At 61.4% G+C, this 18,116-nt stretch carries 16 protein-coding genes and 1 tRNA gene; 1 reads left to right on the forward strand and 16 read right to left on the reverse strand.

Annotated elements, in window-relative coordinates; translation table 11 throughout:
* Nucleotides 1-11: 11 nt before the first annotated feature.
* From nuoH to DK391_RS30495, 15 genes are all read right to left on the reverse strand, one after another.
* Nucleotides 12-1,076 carry an NADH-quinone oxidoreductase subunit NuoH gene (gene nuoH / locus DK391_RS30425; protein ID WP_109481710.1) on the reverse strand — a complete coding sequence of 355 codons (1,065 nt, stop codon included), beginning with the start codon at nucleotides 1,074-1,076 and terminating at the stop codon, nucleotides 12-14.
* The gene (gene nuoG, locus DK391_RS30430; RefSeq protein WP_109481711.1) at nucleotides 1,077-3,410 is read right to left on the reverse strand and encodes an NADH-quinone oxidoreductase subunit NuoG; all 2,334 of its coding nucleotides are present in this window, start codon (nucleotides 3,408-3,410) and stop codon (nucleotides 1,077-1,079) included.
* A 96-nt stretch (nucleotides 3,411-3,506) separates the two neighbouring features.
* Nucleotides 3,507-4,835: an NADH-quinone oxidoreductase subunit NuoF gene (gene nuoF / locus DK391_RS30435; protein WP_109481712.1), complete on the reverse strand. Its 1,329-nt coding sequence runs from the start codon at nucleotides 4,833-4,835 to the stop codon at nucleotides 3,507-3,509.
* The gene (nuoE, locus tag DK391_RS30440; protein WP_109481713.1) at nucleotides 4,832-5,317 is read right to left on the reverse strand and encodes an NADH-quinone oxidoreductase subunit NuoE; all 486 of its coding nucleotides are present in this window, start codon (nucleotides 5,315-5,317) and stop codon (nucleotides 4,832-4,834) included. The genes nuoF and nuoE overlap by 4 nt, the downstream gene beginning before the upstream one ends.
* A gap of 170 nt (nucleotides 5,318-5,487) precedes the next feature.
* Nucleotides 5,488-6,741, reverse strand: a complete 1,254-nt coding sequence (locus tag DK391_RS30445; protein WP_109481714.1) for an NADH-quinone oxidoreductase subunit D — start codon at nucleotides 6,739-6,741, stop codon at nucleotides 5,488-5,490.
* Nucleotides 6,742-6,750: 9 nt separating this feature from the next.
* Complete coding sequence (locus DK391_RS30450) at nucleotides 6,751-7,353, reverse strand: NADH-quinone oxidoreductase subunit C (RefSeq protein ID WP_109481715.1); 603 nt, start codon at nucleotides 7,351-7,353, stop codon at nucleotides 6,751-6,753.
* A gap of 20 nt (nucleotides 7,354-7,373) precedes the next feature.
* Nucleotides 7,374-7,853 (reverse strand): NADH-quinone oxidoreductase subunit B, encoded by a 480-nt coding sequence (locus DK391_RS30455; protein ID WP_006052903.1) that lies wholly within the window; start codon nucleotides 7,851-7,853, stop codon nucleotides 7,374-7,376.
* Nucleotides 7,854-7,915: 62 nt separating this feature from the next.
* The gene (locus DK391_RS30460) at nucleotides 7,916-8,275 is read right to left on the reverse strand and encodes an NADH-quinone oxidoreductase subunit A (protein ID WP_109481716.1); all 360 of its coding nucleotides are present in this window, start codon (nucleotides 8,273-8,275) and stop codon (nucleotides 7,916-7,918) included.
* 172 nt (nucleotides 8,276-8,447) lie between these two features.
* Nucleotides 8,448-8,532, reverse strand: a tRNA-Leu gene (locus tag DK391_RS30465).
* A 112-nt stretch (nucleotides 8,533-8,644) separates the two neighbouring features.
* Nucleotides 8,645-9,034 (reverse strand): preprotein translocase subunit SecG, encoded by a 390-nt coding sequence (gene secG / locus DK391_RS30470; protein ID WP_109481717.1) that lies wholly within the window; start codon nucleotides 9,032-9,034, stop codon nucleotides 8,645-8,647.
* Between the two features lie 86 nt (nucleotides 9,035-9,120).
* Entirely contained in the window at nucleotides 9,121-9,900 is a 780-nt protein-coding gene (tpiA, locus tag DK391_RS30475) for a triose-phosphate isomerase (RefSeq protein ID WP_109481718.1), read from the reverse strand.
* 155 nt (nucleotides 9,901-10,055) lie between these two features.
* Nucleotides 10,056-11,072, reverse strand: a complete 1,017-nt coding sequence (locus DK391_RS30480; protein WP_109481719.1) for an NAD(P)H-quinone oxidoreductase — start codon at nucleotides 11,070-11,072, stop codon at nucleotides 10,056-10,058.
* Between the two features lie 128 nt (nucleotides 11,073-11,200).
* Nucleotides 11,201-13,339 carry a polyribonucleotide nucleotidyltransferase gene (pnp, locus tag DK391_RS30485; protein ID WP_109481720.1) on the reverse strand — a complete coding sequence of 713 codons (2,139 nt, stop codon included), beginning with the start codon at nucleotides 13,337-13,339 and terminating at the stop codon, nucleotides 11,201-11,203.
* 313 nt (nucleotides 13,340-13,652) lie between these two features.
* On the reverse strand, nucleotides 13,653-13,922 hold the full coding sequence (gene rpsO, locus DK391_RS30490; RefSeq protein ID WP_109481721.1) for a 30S ribosomal protein S15: 270 nt from the start codon (nucleotides 13,920-13,922) through the stop codon (nucleotides 13,653-13,655).
* A gap of 170 nt (nucleotides 13,923-14,092) precedes the next feature.
* On the reverse strand, nucleotides 14,093-15,370 hold the full coding sequence (locus DK391_RS30495; protein WP_109481722.1) for a branched-chain amino acid ABC transporter substrate-binding protein: 1,278 nt from the start codon (nucleotides 15,368-15,370) through the stop codon (nucleotides 14,093-14,095).
* Between the two features lie 177 nt (nucleotides 15,371-15,547).
* Here DK391_RS30495 and DK391_RS30500 point away from each other — a divergent pair, with 177 nt between their 5' ends.
* On the forward strand, nucleotides 15,548-16,072 hold the full coding sequence (locus DK391_RS30500; RefSeq protein ID WP_109481723.1) for a hypothetical protein: 525 nt from the start codon (nucleotides 15,548-15,550) through the stop codon (nucleotides 16,070-16,072).
* A 121-nt stretch (nucleotides 16,073-16,193) separates the two neighbouring features.
* Here DK391_RS30500 and DK391_RS30505 read toward each other — a convergent pair whose 3' ends face one another.
* A complete protein-coding gene (locus tag DK391_RS30505; protein WP_109481724.1) occupies nucleotides 16,194-17,744 on the reverse strand; it encodes a 2-isopropylmalate synthase in 1,551 nt (516 codons plus the stop codon).
* Between the last annotated feature and the right edge of the window lie 372 nt (nucleotides 17,745-18,116).

The following is an 18,116-nucleotide window of genomic DNA, read 5'->3' on the forward strand; positions in this document are numbered from 1 at the left end:
TCGTCCGCCCCTTAATTCCAGATATTCAACGGCGACATGATCCACAGGCCGACCACGATCACCCAGATCACGGTCACCGGCAGGAAGATCTTCCAGCCCAGACGCATGATCTGGTCATAGCGGTAACGCGGGAACGTCGCACGCACCCAGATGAAAACCGACAGCAGGAAGAAGACCTTCAGGACCAGCCAGAAGATGCCCGGGATGAACGACAGGAACTCGAACGGAGCACTCCAGCCGCCCAGGAACAGGATCGATGCCAGCGCCGAGATCACGATCATGTTGATGTACTCGGCGAGGAAGAACAGCGCGAGCGCCATACCCGAGTAATCGATCATGTGACCTGCGACGATTTCCGACTCACCTTCCACCACGTCGAACGGGTGACGGTTGGTTTCGGCGATGCCCGACACGAAGTAGACGACGAACGCCGGCAGCAGCGGCAGCCAGTTCCACGACAGGAACGTGATGCCGTGGCTCGCGAAGATGCCGCGCATCTGCGAGCCGACGATGTCCGACAGGTTCATCGTGCCTGCCGTCATCATCACGACCACGAGTGCGAAGCCCATCGACACTTCGTACGACACCATCTGTGCCGCGGCGCGCATCGCGCCAAGGAACGCGTACTTCGAGTTCGACGCCCAGCCGGCCAGAATCACGCCGTACACACCGACCGACGAGATCGAGATTGCATACAACAGGCCCGCGTTGATGTCGCCGAGCACAGCGCCTGCCTGGAACGGAATCACCGCCCAGACCGCGAACGCGGGGACCACCACCATCACGGGCGCGATCAGATACACCCAACGGCTTGCCTGCGACGGCTGGATGACTTCCTTCAGCAGCAGTTTCAAGACGTCGGCGATAGGCTGCAGCAGACCGGCGGGACCGACGCGGTTCGGGCCGAGACGGACGTGCATCCAGCCGATCAGCTTACGTTCCCACAGGATCAGGTACGCCACGCACAGCAGGATCGCGACGGCCACCACCAGGATGCGCACCAGCGCCCACACCGTGGGCCATGCCACACCGAGAAGTTCGCTGCCGCCTGCGTTGATCGATTCGAACAAGGTCATTTACGCCTTCTCCACCACCAGTTCACCGAACAGGCTGCCCAGCGCTGCACCGGCAGACGTAGCTGCCGACACGCGGACGACCGTCTCCGCAAGATTCGCATCACGCACGGCCGGAATCTGCACCGAGCGATCGCCCTGACGAACGCGCACGGCGTCGCCTTCTTTCAAACCCAGCTTGTCGAACAGCGCGGCGGGCAGGCCTACCGAGTTGGCAGCACGCGCAGCGGCCGTCAGATGCAGCGACTCCGCACGACGCACCAGTTGGTCGGCGTGGTAGATCGGTACGTCGGCGATACGCTCGAACGTGCCTTCCGCCGCCTGCGCGCCATTGCCGCGAGCGATGCTGGCCGACGTCTTGTTCGACAGACGCGGCGTGAGGTCGCCGTCGCCGAGTGCAGCAACACGCACCTGCTCCGCCGTATCGTAGTCGAAGCCCGACGCGCCGAGCAGGTTGCCCAGCACGCGCAGCACCTTCCATGCGGGACGCGTATCGCCAAGCGGACGCACCACGCCGTTGAACATCTGCACCGTGCCTTCCGCGTTGACGAACGTGCCGGCCGTTTCCGTGTACGGGGCGATCGGCAGTATGACGTCCGCGTATTCGGCGCCCGTCTGGAACGGCGACATCACCACAACCATTTCCGCCTGCTTCAGCGCAGCGAGCGCCTGAGCCGGATTGGCCGTATCGAATTCAGGCTCGAGGTTCAGCAGCACGTAGCCCTTGCGCGGCTGCTCGAATGCTTCACGCGCGTTCAGACCGCCCTCGCCCGGCAATGCGCCGACGAGATGTGCGCCAACCGTATTCGCTGCTTCCGTCAGGAAGCCGAGCGATGCGCCCGTCGCGTCAGCGATCCATTGCGCCGCTGCGTGAATCGCTGCGAATTGCGGGTGCTGGACTGCGCCGTTGCCGAGCAGCACGACGCGCGTTTCGCCTGCGCCGAGTGCCTTGGCCGTCTGCTTCGCTGCATCCGATGCCGTTGCGCCCGCGAAGGCTTCCGGCAGCGCCACGCCCTTCGCTTCCGACACGGCGGCAGCGATACCCGCCAGCTCGTTCAGCCATGCCGACGGCGCAGCCGCGATGCGCGCTGCTTGCGGGATCAGCGCGTCGTCGCGCGTGGCCTGCAGCAGCGTGATCTGTGCACCACCCTTCGCGGCCTGGCGCAGACGCGCAGCAAACAGCGGATGGTCGCGGCGCAGCGACGAACCGATCACCAGCGCGCTGTCGAGCATCGACAGGTTGGCGATCGAGGTGCCGAGCCACGGCGTGCCGTTCGCGGCTGCCGTGAAGTCCGTCTGACGCAGACGGAAATCGACGTTCGGCGTGCCGACGGCTTGTGCCAGTTGTTTGAGCAGGAACAGTTCTTCGACCGTGCTATGCGCGCTGCCGAGTGCCGCAATCGCGTTCGCGCCGTGGTCAGCCGAGATGCCCTTCAGACCCTTGACGACATATTCGAGCGCCGTCTGCCAGTCCGTTTCCATCCACTGGCCGTTCTGCTTGAGCATCGGGCGCGTCAGACGGTCGGGGCTGTTCAGGCCTTCGTACGAGAAGCGGTCCTTGTCCGAAATCCAGCATTCGTTGATGGATTCGTTTTCGAACGGCAGAACACGCATCACGCGGTTGTTCTTCACTTGCACCACGAGGTTCGCGCCGACGGAATCGTGCGGGCTCACCGACTTGCGGCGCGACAGTTCCCACGTACGGGCGCTGTAACGGAACGGCTTGCTGGTCAGCGCGCCGACCGGGCACAGGTCGATCATGTTGCCCGACAGTTCCGAGTCGACCGTCTTGCCGACGAACGACGTGATTTCCGAATGCTCGCCGCGGCCCAGCATGCCGAGTTCCATCACGCCGGCGACTTCTTCACCGAAGCGGACACACCGCGTGCAGTGAATGCAGCGCGACATTTCTTCCATCGAGATCAGCGGGCCGACGTTCTTGTGGAACCCCACGCGCTTCTCTTCGGTATAACGCGACGACGACTTGCCGTAACCGACGGCCAGATCCTGCAACTGACATTCGCCGCCCTGGTCGCAGATCGGACAATCGAGCGGGTGGTTGATCAGCAGGAATTCCATCACCGATTGCTGGCCCTTCACCGCTTTTTCCGACTTCGTGCGCACGATCATGCCCGCCGACACCGGCGTCGCGCATGCAGGCACAGCCTTCGGCATCTTCTCGACATCGACGAGACACATCCGGCAGTTGGCCGCAATCGACAGCTTCTTGTGATAGCAGAAGTGAGGAATGTAGGTGTCGACCTTGTGCGCAGCCTGAATGATCATGCTGCCTTCGGCCACTTCTACTTTATTGCCGTCTATTTCAAGTTCAACCATGATGGTCAATCTTCCTTAACCTGTTACCGCTCAATCGTTCGCCCGCTCGCCGCTGCGCTATGCGCTTGGCGGCGGCGCCCGCGTTTGATTCCCGCTTTATGCAGCGACCGTTTCCGGGGCCGCCGCCGCGCCGGCATGACCGCCGACGACGCAACGCTTGTTGGCGACGTGATATTCGAATTCGTCCCAGTAGTGCTTGAGCATGCCGCGCACGGGCATCGCTGCTGCATCGCCGAGCGCGCAGATCGTGCGGCCCATGATGTTCTCGGCGACCGAGTTCAGCAGATCCAGATCTTCCTTGCGGCCCTGGCCATGCTCAATACGATGCACCACGCGATACAGCCAGCCCGTCCCTTCACGGCACGGCGTGCACTGACCGCACGACTCTTCGTAATAGAAGTACGACAGACGCAGCAGCGAGCGCACCATGCAGCGTGTCTCGTCCATCACGATCACGGCGCCCGAGCCGAGCATCGAGCCCTGCTTGGCGATCGAGTCGTAGTCCATGTCGGTCTGCATCATCATCTCGCCCGGAATAACCGGTGCCGACGAACCACCCGGAATCACCGCCTTGATCTTCTTGCCGCCGCGCATGCCGCCTGCGAGATCGAGCAGCGTCGAGAACGGCGTGCCGAGCGGAATCTCATAGTTGCCCGGACGCTCGACGTCACCCGACACCGAGAAGATCTTCGTGCCACCGTTGTTCGGCTTACCCATTTCGAGGTAATTCTGTGGGCCGACGGCCAGCAGGAACGGCACGGCCGCGAACGTTTCCGTGTTGTTGATCGTGGTCGGCTTGCCGTACACGCCGAAGCTCGCCGGGAAAGGCGGCTTGAAGCGCGGCTGGCCCTTCTTGCCTTCCAGCGATTCGAGCAGCGCGGTTTCCTCGCCGCAGATGTACGCGCCATAACCATGGTGCGCGTGCAGCTGGAACGAGAAGCCCGAACCCATGATGTTGTCGCCGAGGAAGCCCGCCGCGCGTGCTTCGTCCAGCGCCGCTTCGAAGCGTCGATAGACCTCGAAGATTTCACCGTGGATGTAGTTGTAGCCGACCGTGATGTTCATCGCGTACGCGCCGATGATCATGCCTTCGATCAGCGCATGCGGATTCCAGCGCAGGATGTCGCGGTCTTTGAATGTGCCCGGTTCGCCTTCGTCCGAATTGCAGACGAGGTACTTTTGCCCCGGGAACTGACGCGGCATGAAGCTCCACTTGAGGCCGGTCGGGAAGCCCGCACCGCCACGGCCACGCAGACCCGATGCCTTCACGTCGGCGATCTCCTGCTCGGGCGGAATCTTTTCTTCGAGAATACGGCGCAGCTGTTTGTAGCCGCCGCGCTCGACGTAGTCCTGAAGATGCCAGTTGTCGCCGTTCAGACCGGCGAGAATCAGCGGCTTGATGTGACGATCGTGTAGGGACGTCATTTCGAAAGTTCCTCGAGGAGCTGGTCGATCTTCTCGCGGCTCATGAAGCTGCACATACGATGGTTGTTCACGAGCATCACGGGCGCATCACCGCACGAACCCATGCATTCGCCCTCTTTCAGGGTGAATTTGCCGTCCGCAGTGGTTTCGCCGAAGTCGATACCGAGCTTCTGCTTCAGATAGTCGGCGGCGCTGTCCGAACCGCCATCGGGGCCGAGCTGGCACGGCAGGTTCGTACAGAGCGTGATCTTGTATTTGCCGACCGGCTTGAGCTCGTACATCGTGTAGAAGGTCGCGCCCTCCTGCACGGCGACAGCCGGCATACCGAGATAGTCGGCGACGACCTGCATGAGCTCGGGCGACAGCCCGCCAAGTTCTTCCTGACCGACCGCCAACGCCGACATCACGGCGGACTGTTTCTGATCGGCGGGATACTTTGCGATCGCGCGATCGATTTCTTTCTGGCCTTCAGCTGAGATCATTTTCAGACACGACTCTTTCAATTCCTACCGAACGAAAACCCGTCGCGCACTGCGTATTGCGGCATGTTGCGACAGACCCGGCGTTCCTTTGCTTGACGTGCGCTCCGCTTCTATTGCTTTATCGGCTGCGAGAGCGCGCGCCTTGATGAAAACCGCTTACGACGACCGCGCTAGCGATCGACTTCACCGAACACGATGTCCTGCGTGCCGATGATCGTCACGGCGTCGGCGATCATGTGCCCGCGCGCCATTTCGTCGAGCGCGGACAGATGCGCATAGCCCGGCGCGCGAATCTTGAGGCGGTACGGCTTGTTCGCGCCGTCCGACACCAGATAGATGCCGAACTCGCCCTTCGGATGCTCGACGGCTGCGTACGCTTCGCCTTCTGGCACGTGGAAGCCTTCCGTGAAGAGCTTGAAGTGGTGAATCAGCTCTTCCATGTTCGACTTCATGCCCACGCGCGACGGCGGCGCAACCTTGTGATTGTCCGTCATCACAGGGCCAGGATTCTTGCGCAACCAGTCAATGCACTGTTTCGCGATGCGCGTGGATTGACGCATTTCTTCGACACGCACCAGATAGCGGTCATAGCAATCGCCATTCACGCCAACGGGGATGTCGAAGTCCATCTGGTCATACACTTCGTACGGCTGCTTCTTGCGCAGATCCCACTCGATACCCGAGCCGCGCAGCATTGCGCCCGTCATGCCGAGCTGCAGCGCGCGCTCCGGACTCACCACGCCGATGCCGACCAGACGCTGCTTCCAGATGCGGTTGTCGGTGAGCAGCGTTTCGTACTCGTCGACGCACTTCGGGAAACGGTTGAAGAAGTCTTCGATGAAGTCGAGCAGCGAACCCTGACGCGTCTCGTTCATCTTCGACAGGGCCTTCGCGTTGCGGATCTTCGACGCCTTGTATTGCGGCATCGCATCCGGCAGATCGCGATAGACGCCGCCCGGACGGTAGTACGCTGCGTGCATCCGTGCGCCGGACACCGCTTCGTACACGTCCATCAGGTCTTCACGTTCGCGGAACGCGTACAGGAACACGGCCATCGCGCCAACGTCCAGCGCGTGTGCGCCGATCCACATCAGGTGGTTCAGCACGCGCGTGACTTCGTCGAACAGCACGCGGATGTACTTCGCGCGGATCGGCACATCGATGCCGAGCAGCTTTTCGATCGCCATCACGTAGCCGTGCTCGTTGACCATCATCGACACGTAGTCGAGACGGTCCATGTACGGCACGGATTGAATGAAGGTTTTGCTTTCCGCGAGCTTTTCCGTCGCGCGGTGCAGGAGGCCGATGTGCGGATCGGCGCGCTGGATCACTTCGCCGTCGAGTTCGAGCACGAGGCGCAGCACGCCGTGCGCTGCCGGGTGCTGCGGGCCGAAGTTGAGCGTGTAGTTCTTGATCTCTGCCATGGCGTTCTCTTAGTGTTTCAGGCCGCCATAGCGATCCTCGCGGATCACGCGCGGCGTGATTTCCCGCGGCTCGATCGTCACCGGCTGATAGACGACGCGCTTCTCTTCCGGGTCGTAACGCATCTCGACATAACCGGAGACAGGGAAATCCTTGCGGAACGGATGACCAATGAAACCGTAATCGGTCAGGATACGGCGCAGGTCCGGGTGACCTTCGAAGACGATGCCGAACAGGTCGAACGCTTCGCGCTCGTACCAGTTGGCCGAACTCCAGATATCGACGACGGAGGGAACCAGCGGCACATCGTCGTCCGGTGCGAACACGCGCACGCGCAGGCGCCAGTTGTTCGTCACGGACAGCAGATGCAGGACGGCGGCAAAACGCGGACCTTCGTAAGCGCCTTCACCGTAGGTCTGGTAGTCGACGCCGCACAGGTCGATCAGCTGCTCGAAGCGCAGCGTCAAATCGTCGCGCAGACGCGTGACCACTTCGAGGTAATCTTCCGCCTTCACGACGATAGTCAGCTCACCGATCGATTCGGTGATGCTCGTCAGGCGGCCGCCAAAGGCCGCCTCGAGGTTCGCTTTGAGGGTCTCGAGTTTGCTTGCCATATTGTGGGAAGGCTTGTGTCTTATTGACGGGCGATGGTGTTGGTGCGGCGGATCTTCGCCTGCAGCTGGATCACGCCGTAGACCAGCGCTTCAGCCGTGGGCGGACAGCCCGGCACGTACACATCGACAGGCACGATCCGGTCACAGCCACGCACCACCGAATACGAGTAGTGATAGTAGCCGCCGCCGTTCGCACACGAACCCATCGAGATCACCCAACGCGGCTCGGCCATCTGGTCGTAGACCTTGCGCAGCGCAGGTGCCATCTTGTTGCACAGCGTGCCGGCGACGATCATCACGTCCGACTGACGCGGACTGGGACGGAACACCACGCCGAAACGGTCGAGGTCATAACGGGCGGCGCCCGCATGCATCATCTCGACCGCACAACACGCGAGACCGAACGTCATCGGCCACAGCGAGCCGGTACGCGTCCAGTTGATCAGCTTGTCGGCCGTAGTGGTGACAAACCCTTCCTTCAAGACCCCTTCGATACTCATTTGTTTTCCACTCCAGACAGGCAGCGAGCCATCGCCACCTATACACACTGGCGATTAACCCGTTATTCCCAGTCAAGACCACCTTTCTTCCAGATATAGGCGAAGCCCAACAGGAATTCGAGCAGAAAAATCATCATCGAAATGAAACCCGGCCAGCCGATGTCGCGCAGAGCAACGCCCCACGGAAACAGGAATGCCGTTTCAAGATCGAAAATGATAAAGAGGATGGCGACCAGGTAGTAGCGCACGTCGAACTTCATGCGCGCATCTTCGAATGCTTCGAAGCCGCACTCGTACGGTGCGTTTTTTTCGGTGTCCGGTCGATTCGGACCGAGGATCTTGCCAATACTGACCAGTGCTACGCCTAAACCGGTGCCTACGACGAGGAACATCAGTACGGGGAAATAGGCTGCGAGGTTCAAAGCTATCCTCAATCGGTTGGTTCTGAGTGACGTCAGGAGACGTTGACTGCTTCGAACAACCCCTGACGCGAAACACTTCGGGATGCTTGATGTTGAAAGCCCACAGCAAACACTACCCCAGAAGTGAAAATGCCAGCCGAAGCTGAAGCAAGCGGCTGGCATTCGATAACATTGGTGCCGACGGCGAGACTCGAACTCGCACAGCTTTCGCCACTACCCCCTCAAGATAGCGTGTCTACCAATTTCACCACGTCGGCACTGTCTGCAATCCGGGAAATCAACTTGTAAAACCCGCGAATCGCTTCAAGACTTGAATTGTAACCCGGCTAAACAGTTTGTTCAACGCACAAACGTGTTTTCCCCGAAAATTTATTTCGGCACGTCCTGACCTGGCGCAGAAGCTGCAGGTGCAGCGACAGCAGCCGATGCATTAGCCGGTGCCGACGTGGCAGGCGCGGCCGATGCAGCAACAGGAGCAGTCACGGGCGCACTACCCAGCACGCCTGCCGAAGGCTTCGAGTGATACGAACCGAGGTAAGTCAACGCCAACGTGGTCACGAAGAACACTGCTGCCAGTATCGCAGTGGTACGTGACAGAAAATTAGCAGAACCTGTCGCGCCGAAGAGACTGCCCGATGCGCCGCTACCGAAAGCAGCACCCATGTCAGCACCCTTGCCATGCTGCAGCAGCACAAGGCCAATGACGCCAAGCGCCGACAGCAACTGCACGACAATGATCAACGTTTTCAAATACAGCATCACACTCACCTGAGTCTTTATTTAACCGCACAGCACGACATGCTGCACGCAATGGGTCATCCTCGCCCGGGCACTCTGCGTCGCGATCAGCGTGCGGCCGTTGCCGCGACAGCTGCCGTGCAGATTGCCAGGAAATCCTTGTCCTTCAACGACGCGCCGCCGATCAGGCCGCCATCGATATCCGGCTGGCTGAACAGATCTTCCGCGTTCTCCGGCTTCACGCTGCCGCCGTACAGCACCAGCACGTCGACAACATCGCCACCCTTCGCCGCGAGACGCGAGCGCAGGAACGCGTGAACATCCTGCGCCTGCTGCGCCGTCGCGCTCTTGCCGGTACCGATGGCCCACACGGGTTCATAAGCAACAACGAGGCGAGCCGCCTCTTCCACCGACAACTTCTCGAGCACCGCATCGAGCTGCGCACCGACGACGTGCTCCGTCTTGCCGCCCTCGCGCTCTTCGAGCGTCTCACCGACGCACACGATGGGCGTCAAGCCAGCCTCGAGCGCACGCTGCGTTTTGACACCAACGGTCTCGGCGCTCTCGCGATGATACGCGCGACGTTCCGAGTGCCCGACGATCGCAAACGACGCGCCAAACTCAGCAGCCATTTCGGCCGCGACTTCGCCGGTGTAGGCGCCCTGCGTGTACGCCGAGACATCCTGCACGCCCCACGCGACACGGCCGCTTTCAAGCAGCGTCTGCGCCTGCGCCAGATACGGGCACGGCACGCACACGCCGACACGCACGTCTTCCGGAAGATCTTCCGCGCCGCTCGACACCGCCTGCAGCAGCACGCGATTGTCACCCAGCCGGCCATGCATCTTCCAGTTACCGACTACCAGTTTTGCTCGTTGTTTCGCCATCGTCTCGCTCGTTTTATCGTGGTACGGGTGATGAGCGCGTCCGCTTCGTCGGCGCCCGGTACCCGCTCCGCATGCAAAAACCATGCAGAACGCGCAAAACACGCGATTTTACTGTGTGCTGACAGACTGGGTCAAACTCAATTCAATGAGCGCTGTCAAGCACCCGCGCCCCAATTCAGCACGATCTTGCCGACGTGCGTGCTGCTTTCCATCAGTTCGTGCGCCTGTGCAGCCTCTGCGGCGGGGAATACCTTGTAGATCACAGGCTTGATCGTGCCGTCTTCGAGATGCGGCCACACACGCTCTTTCAGTTGCGCAGCGATCTTCGCCTTGAACTCGACGGGCCGCGGACGCAGCGTCGACCCCGTGATCGTGAGCCGGCGACGCAGAATGTCATTCAGGTTCACTTCCGCCTTCGCGCCGCCCAGCAACGCGATGATCGCGATACGGCCGCCATCGGCGAGTGCCTTCAGTTCGCGCGGCACATAGCTGCCCGCCACCATGTCGAGGATCACGGCGACGCCGCGATCGTTCGTCAGCGACTTGATCACTTCGACGAAATCTTCCGTCTTGTAGTTGAGCGCCCGCGCGGCGCCGAGCGCTTCGCACGCACGGCACTTCTCATCGGTGCCGGCCGTCGCGAACACGCGATAGCCGAGCGCATGCGCAATCTGGATCGCCGTCACGCCGATGCCGCTCGACCCGCCTTGCACGAGAAAAGTCTCGTTCTCGCCGCCCTCGCCTTTGCCGAGCATTGCACGGTCAAAAACATTGCTCCACACCGTGAAGAACGTCTCGGGCAGCGCAGCCGCTTCGATATCGGAGAAACCCTTCGGCACCGGCAGGCATTGCAGCAGCGGCACAGCCGCGTATTCCGCATAGCCGCCGCCCGCCATCAGCGCACAGACGCGATCGCCGATCTTCAGACCGAACGGATTGCGCTTCTCGTCGATATTTCCGCCGACGATTTCCCCCGCCACTTCCAGCCCCGGCAGATCCGACGCGCCTGGCGGCGGTGCATAACCGCCTTTGCGCTGGAACACGTCCGGGCGGTTCACGCCCGATGCCGACACCTTGATCAGCACTTCGCCCGCCTTCGGCTCCGGCATCGGCCGTTCGGCGAGTTTCAAGACTTCCGGCGCACCGAATTCGGTGATTTCGATTGCGTTCATCGTCGTCTCTCCCCAGGACTGGATTGCGCTGCAAACGGGTCGTGCACAACCCGTTCGCACTGCAATGCACCCTACATGAAAAACGGCCGGCGCGCAGTTGCGCTACCGGCCGCTCTGCCTTCACCGCATTACTGCTGCGGCGTCGGTTCCGATTGCGGTGCTTCGTTCAGCAGTGCCTTCGCCGACAGACGCACACGACCCTTCTCGTCCGTCTGGATGACCTTGACCTTCACTTGCTGGCCTTCCTTCAGGTAGTCGTTGATGTCCTTGATGCGCTCGTTGGCGATTTCGGAGATGTGCAGCAGACCATCCTTGCCCGGCAGCAGGTTGACGATCGCGCCGAAGTCCAGCAGCTTGAGAATCGTGCCTTCATACACCTGGCCGACTTCGACTTCCGCCGTGATGTTCTCGATGCGCTTCTTCGCTTCAGCCATGCCTTCGCTGCTCGTGCTAGCGATCGTGACGACGCCGTCGTCCGAAATGTCGATCGTCGTGCCCGTTTCTTCCGTCAGCGCGCGGATCACCGAACCGCCCTTGCCGATCACGTCGCGGATTTTTTCCGGATTGATCTTGATGGTGATCATGCGCGGCGCGTACGCCGACATTTCCGTGTTCACGCCTGACACTGCCGAGGTCATCTTGCCGAGGATGTGCATGCGGCCTTCCTTCGCTTGCGCGAGCGCGACCTGCATGATTTCCTTCGTGATGCCCTGGATCTTGATGTCCATCTGCAGTGCCGTCACGCCGTCAGCCGTGCCCGCCACCTTGAAGTCCATGTCGCCGAGGTGATCTTCGTCGCCGAGGATGTCGGTCAGCACGGCAAACTTGTTGCCTTCGAGAATCAGGCCCATCGCGATGCCCGCGACGTGCGCCTTCATCGGCACGCCGGCGTCCATCAGCGCGAGGCAGCCGCCGCACACCGATGCCATCGACGACGAACCGTTCGATTCCGTGATTTCCGACACGACGCGGATCGAGTAACCGAATTCTTCTGCGCTCGGCAGGCAAGCAACCAGCGCGCGCTTTGCGAGACGGCCGTGGCCAATTTCGCGGCGCTTCGGCGAACCGACGCGGCCCGTTTCGCCCGTGGCGAACGGAGGCATGTTGTAGTGGAGCATGAAGCGGTCGCGGTACTCGCCTTCGAGTGCGTCGATGATCTGCTCATCGCCCTTGGTGCCGAGCGTGGCGACAACCAGCGCCTGCGTTTCACCACGCGTGAACAGCGCCGAACCGTGCGTACGCGGCAGGACGCCCGTACGGATTTCGATCGGGCGCACCGTGCGCGTGTCGCGGCCGTCGATACGCGGCTCGCCGTTCAGGATCTGCGAACGGACGATCTTCGCTTCGATGTCGAACAGCACGTTGCCCACCGACGCCTTGTCGGCTGCTGCCGTGCCCGCTGCTGCCGCTTCTTCTTCCAGCTTGGCTTGCGTCGCTGCGTAGACTTCCTTCAGCTTGGCCGAGCGAGCCTGCTTGTCACGCGTCTGATACGCCGACAGCAGGTCGTTGCCCGCGATTTCGTTGACGCGCGAGATCAGCGCCTCGTTCTTCGGCGCTGCTTGCCAATCCCACTCGGGTTTGCCGCCTTCGCGGACCAGTTCATGGATCGCGTCGATAGCCGTTTGCATCTGCTCGTGACCGAACACGACAGCGCCCAGCATCACGTCTTCCGGCAGTTGATCGGCTTCCGATTCCACCATCAGCACTGCGCGTTCCGTACCGGCAACGACGAGATCCAGACGCGATTCCTTGATCTGCGAGCGGGTCGGGTTCAGCACGTATTCGTTGTTGATGTACGCGACGCGCGCAGCACCGACCGGGCCGTTGAACGGCAGACCCGAGATAGCCAGCGCAGCCGAGGCACCGATCAGCGCGGGGATGTCAGCCGGGACTTCCGGGTTGATCGACATCACGTGGATGACGACTTGCACTTCGTTGTAGAAGCCTTCCGGGAACAGCGGACGCAGCGGACGGTCGATCAGGCGCGAAATCAGCGTTTCGCCTTCCGACGGACGGCCTTCGCGGCGGAAGAAGCCACCGGGGATCTTGCCTGCCGAGTAGGTCTTTTCGAGGTAATCGACGGTCAGCGGGAAGAAGTCCTGGCCCGGCTTCGCCGTCTTCGCGCCGACCACAGTGGCCAGCACGACGGTGTCTTCGACGTCGACCAGCACGGCACCGCTCGCCTGGCGGGCGATTTCACCCGTTTCCATGCGAACCGTATGCTGGCCCCACTTGAACTCTTTGACGACCTTGTTAAACAGAGACATTTGTCCTCCTTGATCTTTTGGTCATGCCGCGCAACAACGCGCGGCACCGTCAGGGCCGGAACCTTTCGGGTAGAGGAGTGTTATGCCATTCCAGAGAATCACGTGAATGCAGTACTGGCACGCGAACCGCTGGAATGACACAGCGCCCTACCCTGAAGCCCGGTTTTGATTCGTTTACCCCCAGCGCAACCGGCACGCTGGACGGGGTGATACAACGGCAAACCTCACACGAAGCGCACCGTTGAAAAACAAAATGCCTGTATCAGCGGAACTGACACAGGCATCTTGCTGACAGAAAGTCCGATGCGCCGGATTACTTACGCAGACCCAGCTTCTCGATCAGAGCGCGGTAACGATCAGCGTCCTTGCCCTTCAGGTAGTCGAGCAGCTTGCGACGACGGCTCACCATGCGCAGCAGACCGCGGCGGCTGTGGTGATCCTTCGTGTGGGCCTTGAAGTGAACCGTCAGTTCGTTGATGCGCGTGGTCAGCAGAGCGACCTGAACTTCGGGGGAGCCGGTGTCGTTAGCAGCGCGTGCGAATTGCGCGACGACGTCGGATTTCTTGATTTCAGCTACGGACATGTTGATTTCCTTTGAATCGACAGGCGGTCACGGAAGAAAGGCCGTGCCGTGGGTTACACCAAAACGAGTCGCGTATTGTAGCACAGCCCTGTCATCCGGCGAACCCTGCCGTTTCGGGGCGTGCTCATGACCATCATCCGGACCGGCCTGGCAGCCAGATCCGGCGCCCGTCAGGGCCGCTTCATCTGGCAGGTGGTCGGTAGAACGGTACGCTCGGGCGGCAGCGCCAGCACGGTCCTGAAGCCGTAGCCCGAGCCTTCGTTGTCGAAATGGACGCCCGGCGTGCCCGCCCTGTCCATCTCCATCACGTAAAGGGGCTGGATCAACTGGTGATCGTCGGCACGCATCGACGATGCGTGGAAGCCGTTGTCGTATTTCATGCCTTCCAGCGCTTTGGCAACTTTGTCCGGCTGCGCGCTGCCCGCTTTGGTCATCGCCGCGGCCAGCATGTCGATCATCAGCGGCATGCGAAGCACCGGGTAATCGTCCTGCGCCGCCGGGAAGCGCTGGCGGAACGACGCATACCACGCGTCCGATGCCGCGCCGCCCGCATTCGGATGCCAGTCGGCCACGGCGATCACGCGCTTCACGCCCGCATCGCCGAGTGCGGCCGGTGCGCCCAGGCTGTTGCCGTAGAACGTGTAGAACTTCGTGTCGAGGCCCTGCTCGCGCGCGGCTTTCACCAGCAGGGTCAGGTCGTTGCCCCAGTTGCCTGTGATCACGGCATCGGCGCCGCTCGCACGGATCTTGGCGATATAGGGCGCAAAATCCTTCACACGCCCGATCGGATGGAATTCGTCACCGACCACGGCGACATCCGGCCGCTTCGAAGCCAGTGCCGCGCGCGCCAGCGTGCTCACGTCGTGCCCGAAGCTGTAGTCCTGATTCAGCAGATAGACCTTTTTCACCGATTTATCGCGCTGGATCACATCGGCGAGCGCATCCATACGCATGCCCGCGTGAGCGTCGAAGCGGAAATGCCAGAAGCTGCAGTTCGCGTTGGTGAGCGCGGGATCGTCGGCAGAATAATTGAGGAACAGTTCGCGATTGTCCGGCTCGCGGGTGTTCTGCTTGTCGATGGCGGTCAGCAAGGCCGCCGCCACGGCCGAACTATTGCCTTGCGTGATGAAGCCAATGTGTTTGTCGGCGGCTGCGCGCAGTTGCACCAGCGCCTCTTCCGCGCTGCCCTTGCTGTCGAGCACGACCAGTTCGAGAGGATGCGCGCCGTCCGCAAGCTTCACGCCGCCGCGCGCGTTCACCGTTTCGACACCGAAGCGCAGATTCCGCTCGACGGCCGCGCCCGCGTTCGCGAACGGGCCCGACATGCCCTCGATCATCGCGATGCGGATTGGCGCACCCGTCGGCGCGCTCTGTGCCTGCGCGCCGGCTACGGAAGCCGCCGCCAGCGTCATCGCGGCCATGGCCGTTTTTACCCACTTTGCTTTCATCAGCGTCTCATCTGTCGATCGAAGCGCGGATCATAGGCCGTCGCGCGTCCCGCAAGCAAGCAGACCGCACGCGAAAGCGCGTCCCGCCGGACGAACGCCCGACAATCTTTTGATGCGGCGCGTGTCAAAATATCAGGGAAGAACAACGATCAGTCATCGAACACCATTGGAGGGGTCATGTTCAACCGCATTTCATCCGTGCGCCCGGTGCGCGGCGCGCTTGCCGCGCTCGCCTGCGCCGTCGTGCTCGCCGGATGCGCGCAAGCCTGGCAGAACTATCAGGCGGGCGCGGATCAGTCGACCATCGTCGCGCGCCTCGGCCCGCCGCGCGAAGTCTACGATCTGCCCAACGGCGGCAAGCGACTGATGTGGCCGACGCAGCCGATGGGCGAGTACACCACCGCTGCCGACATCGATTCGGCCGGCAAGATCCTCAACGTTCGCCAGGTGCTGCAGCCGAACGAGTTCTATCGCGCGGAAATCGGCAAATGGACCCGCGACGACGTTCTGGTCAACTTCGGGCGCCCCGTCGAAACGAATTACTTCCCGCTGATGAAGCGCGAAGTCTGGACGTATCGGTATCTGGAAGACAACGTCTGGTACATGATGTACAGCTTCTATTTCGACGATCAGGGCATCCTGCGGCTGACGCAGAAGACGCCTGATCCATTGCACGATCCGGATCGGCGCAGTCTCTTCTGAGTTGTTACGCTGTGAATCTTAAAAGCCGCCTCGTTGGGCGGCTTTTTTCATCGACAGCACGCAAAGAAAAACCCCGCCGTAGCGGGGTTTTCTCATTGCGGCTGAATGCTGCCCGAAAGCGTCAGATTTCCGAGCGTTGCGGATTCAGCTTGTCATGGCCCGCGCCGAGGCGGTTCAGCGCCGACAGATAGGCCTTCGCCGAAGCCGCGACGATATCCGGATCGGTGCCGATGCCGTTCACGATACGCCCGGCCTTCGACAGACGCACGGTCACTTCGCCCTGCGCCTGCGTGCCCGTCGTGATCGCGTTGACCGAGTACAGCAGCAGTTCCGAACCGCTGCCCACTTCGGTTTCGATCGCGTTCAGCGTCGCGTCGACGGGACCATTGCCGTTCGCTTCGCCGATCACTTCCTTGCCTTCGACCGAGAACACGATGCGCGCATGCGGCCGCTCGCCCGTTTCCGAGTGCTGCGACAGCGACACGAACTTGTAGTGCTCCTTCTCCTGCGCTTCCGCCGATTCTTCCGTGACGATCGCGATGATGTCTTCGTCGAAGATTTCGGACTTGCGGTCCGCGAGTTCCTTGAAGCGCTGGAACGCGAGGTTCAGTTCGCTTTCGCTGTCGAGCGAAATACCCAGTTCTTGCAGACGTTGCTTGAACGCGTTGCGGCCCGACAGTTTGCCGAGCACGATCTTGTTCGCGGTCCAGCCCACGTCTTCGGCCCGCATGATTTCGTAGGTGTCGCGCGCCTTCAGCACGCCGTCCTGGTGGATGCCGGACGCGTGCGCAAACGCGTTCGCGCCAACCACTGCCTTGTTCGGCTGCACCACGAAACCGGTGATCTGCGACACGAGCTTCGAAGCCGGCACGATCTGCGTCGTATCGATGCCGAGATCGAGGCCGAAATAGTCCTTGCGCGTGCGCACGGCCATCACGATTTCTTCGAGCGACGTATTGCCCGCGCGCTCGCCGAGGCCGTTGATCGTGCACTCGACCTGACGCGCGCCACCGATCTGCACGCCTGCCAGCGAGTTCGCGACAGCCATGCCGAGGTCGTTATGGCAGTGCACCGAGAACACGGCCTTGTCGGAGTTCGGGATGCGCTCGCGCAGTGTCTTGACCAGGTTGCCGTACAGTTCCGGCACGCCGTAGCCGACGGTATCGGCGATATTGATGGTGGTCGCACCTTCCGCGATCACGGCTTCCAGCACGCGGCACAGGAAGTCCATGTCCGAGCGGCTGCCGTCTTCCGGCGAGAACTCGACGTCAGTCGTGAACTTGCGCGCAAAACGCACCGCCAGCTTCGCCTGCTCGAACACCTGCTCGGGCGTCATGCGCAGCTTCTTTTCCATGTGCAGCGGCGACGTCGCGATGAACGTGTGGATGCGGAAATGGTCGGCGGGTTTGAGGGCGTCGGCGGCGCGCTGGATGTCTTTGTCGTTCGCACGGGCGAGCGAGCAGATCGTGCTGTCCTTGATCATGCCGGCGATCGTGTGGATCGCGTCGAAGTCGCCGTTCGAACTGGCGGCGAAGCCCGCTTCGATCACATCGACTTTCATCCGTTCCAGCTGCTTCGCGATACGGATCTTTTCTTCCTTCGTCATCGACGCACCGGGTGATTGTTCGCCATCACGCAAGGTCGTGTCGAAAATGATGAGCTTGTCTGCCATCTCGGGTCTCCAGGGGGATTCGGTCAATTTGAATTGGAAAACGGAATTCGGGTGTTTGCGCCACCACCGCAGGCGACGCTAGACAACGCACGAGGCAGACGGAGGGCGAAAACGATCAGCGCGGCAGGCGCGCTAGCGCTAGCGAGCGTAGTAGCTTGCCGGCTTGAAGAGACAGGAAGGGGAACTGGGAAAGTGCCATGCCAGAGACTATAGCGGCATTGTTGCAATCATGCAATTGCGGGGGCTGTTGGTTGGGTTTTTGATGGCATCCGCTCTTTGTTAGTGGTCTGCCTGGGTTGCCCCTGTGCGGGGCGGCACCTACTTTTCTTTGCCGCCGCAAAGAAAAGTAGGCAAAAGAAAGCGGGCTAACAC

Source organism: Paraburkholderia sp. C35 (genome assembly GCF_003121405.1).
In the GTDB taxonomy this organism is placed as follows: Bacteria; Pseudomonadota; Gammaproteobacteria; order Burkholderiales; family Burkholderiaceae; genus Paraburkholderia.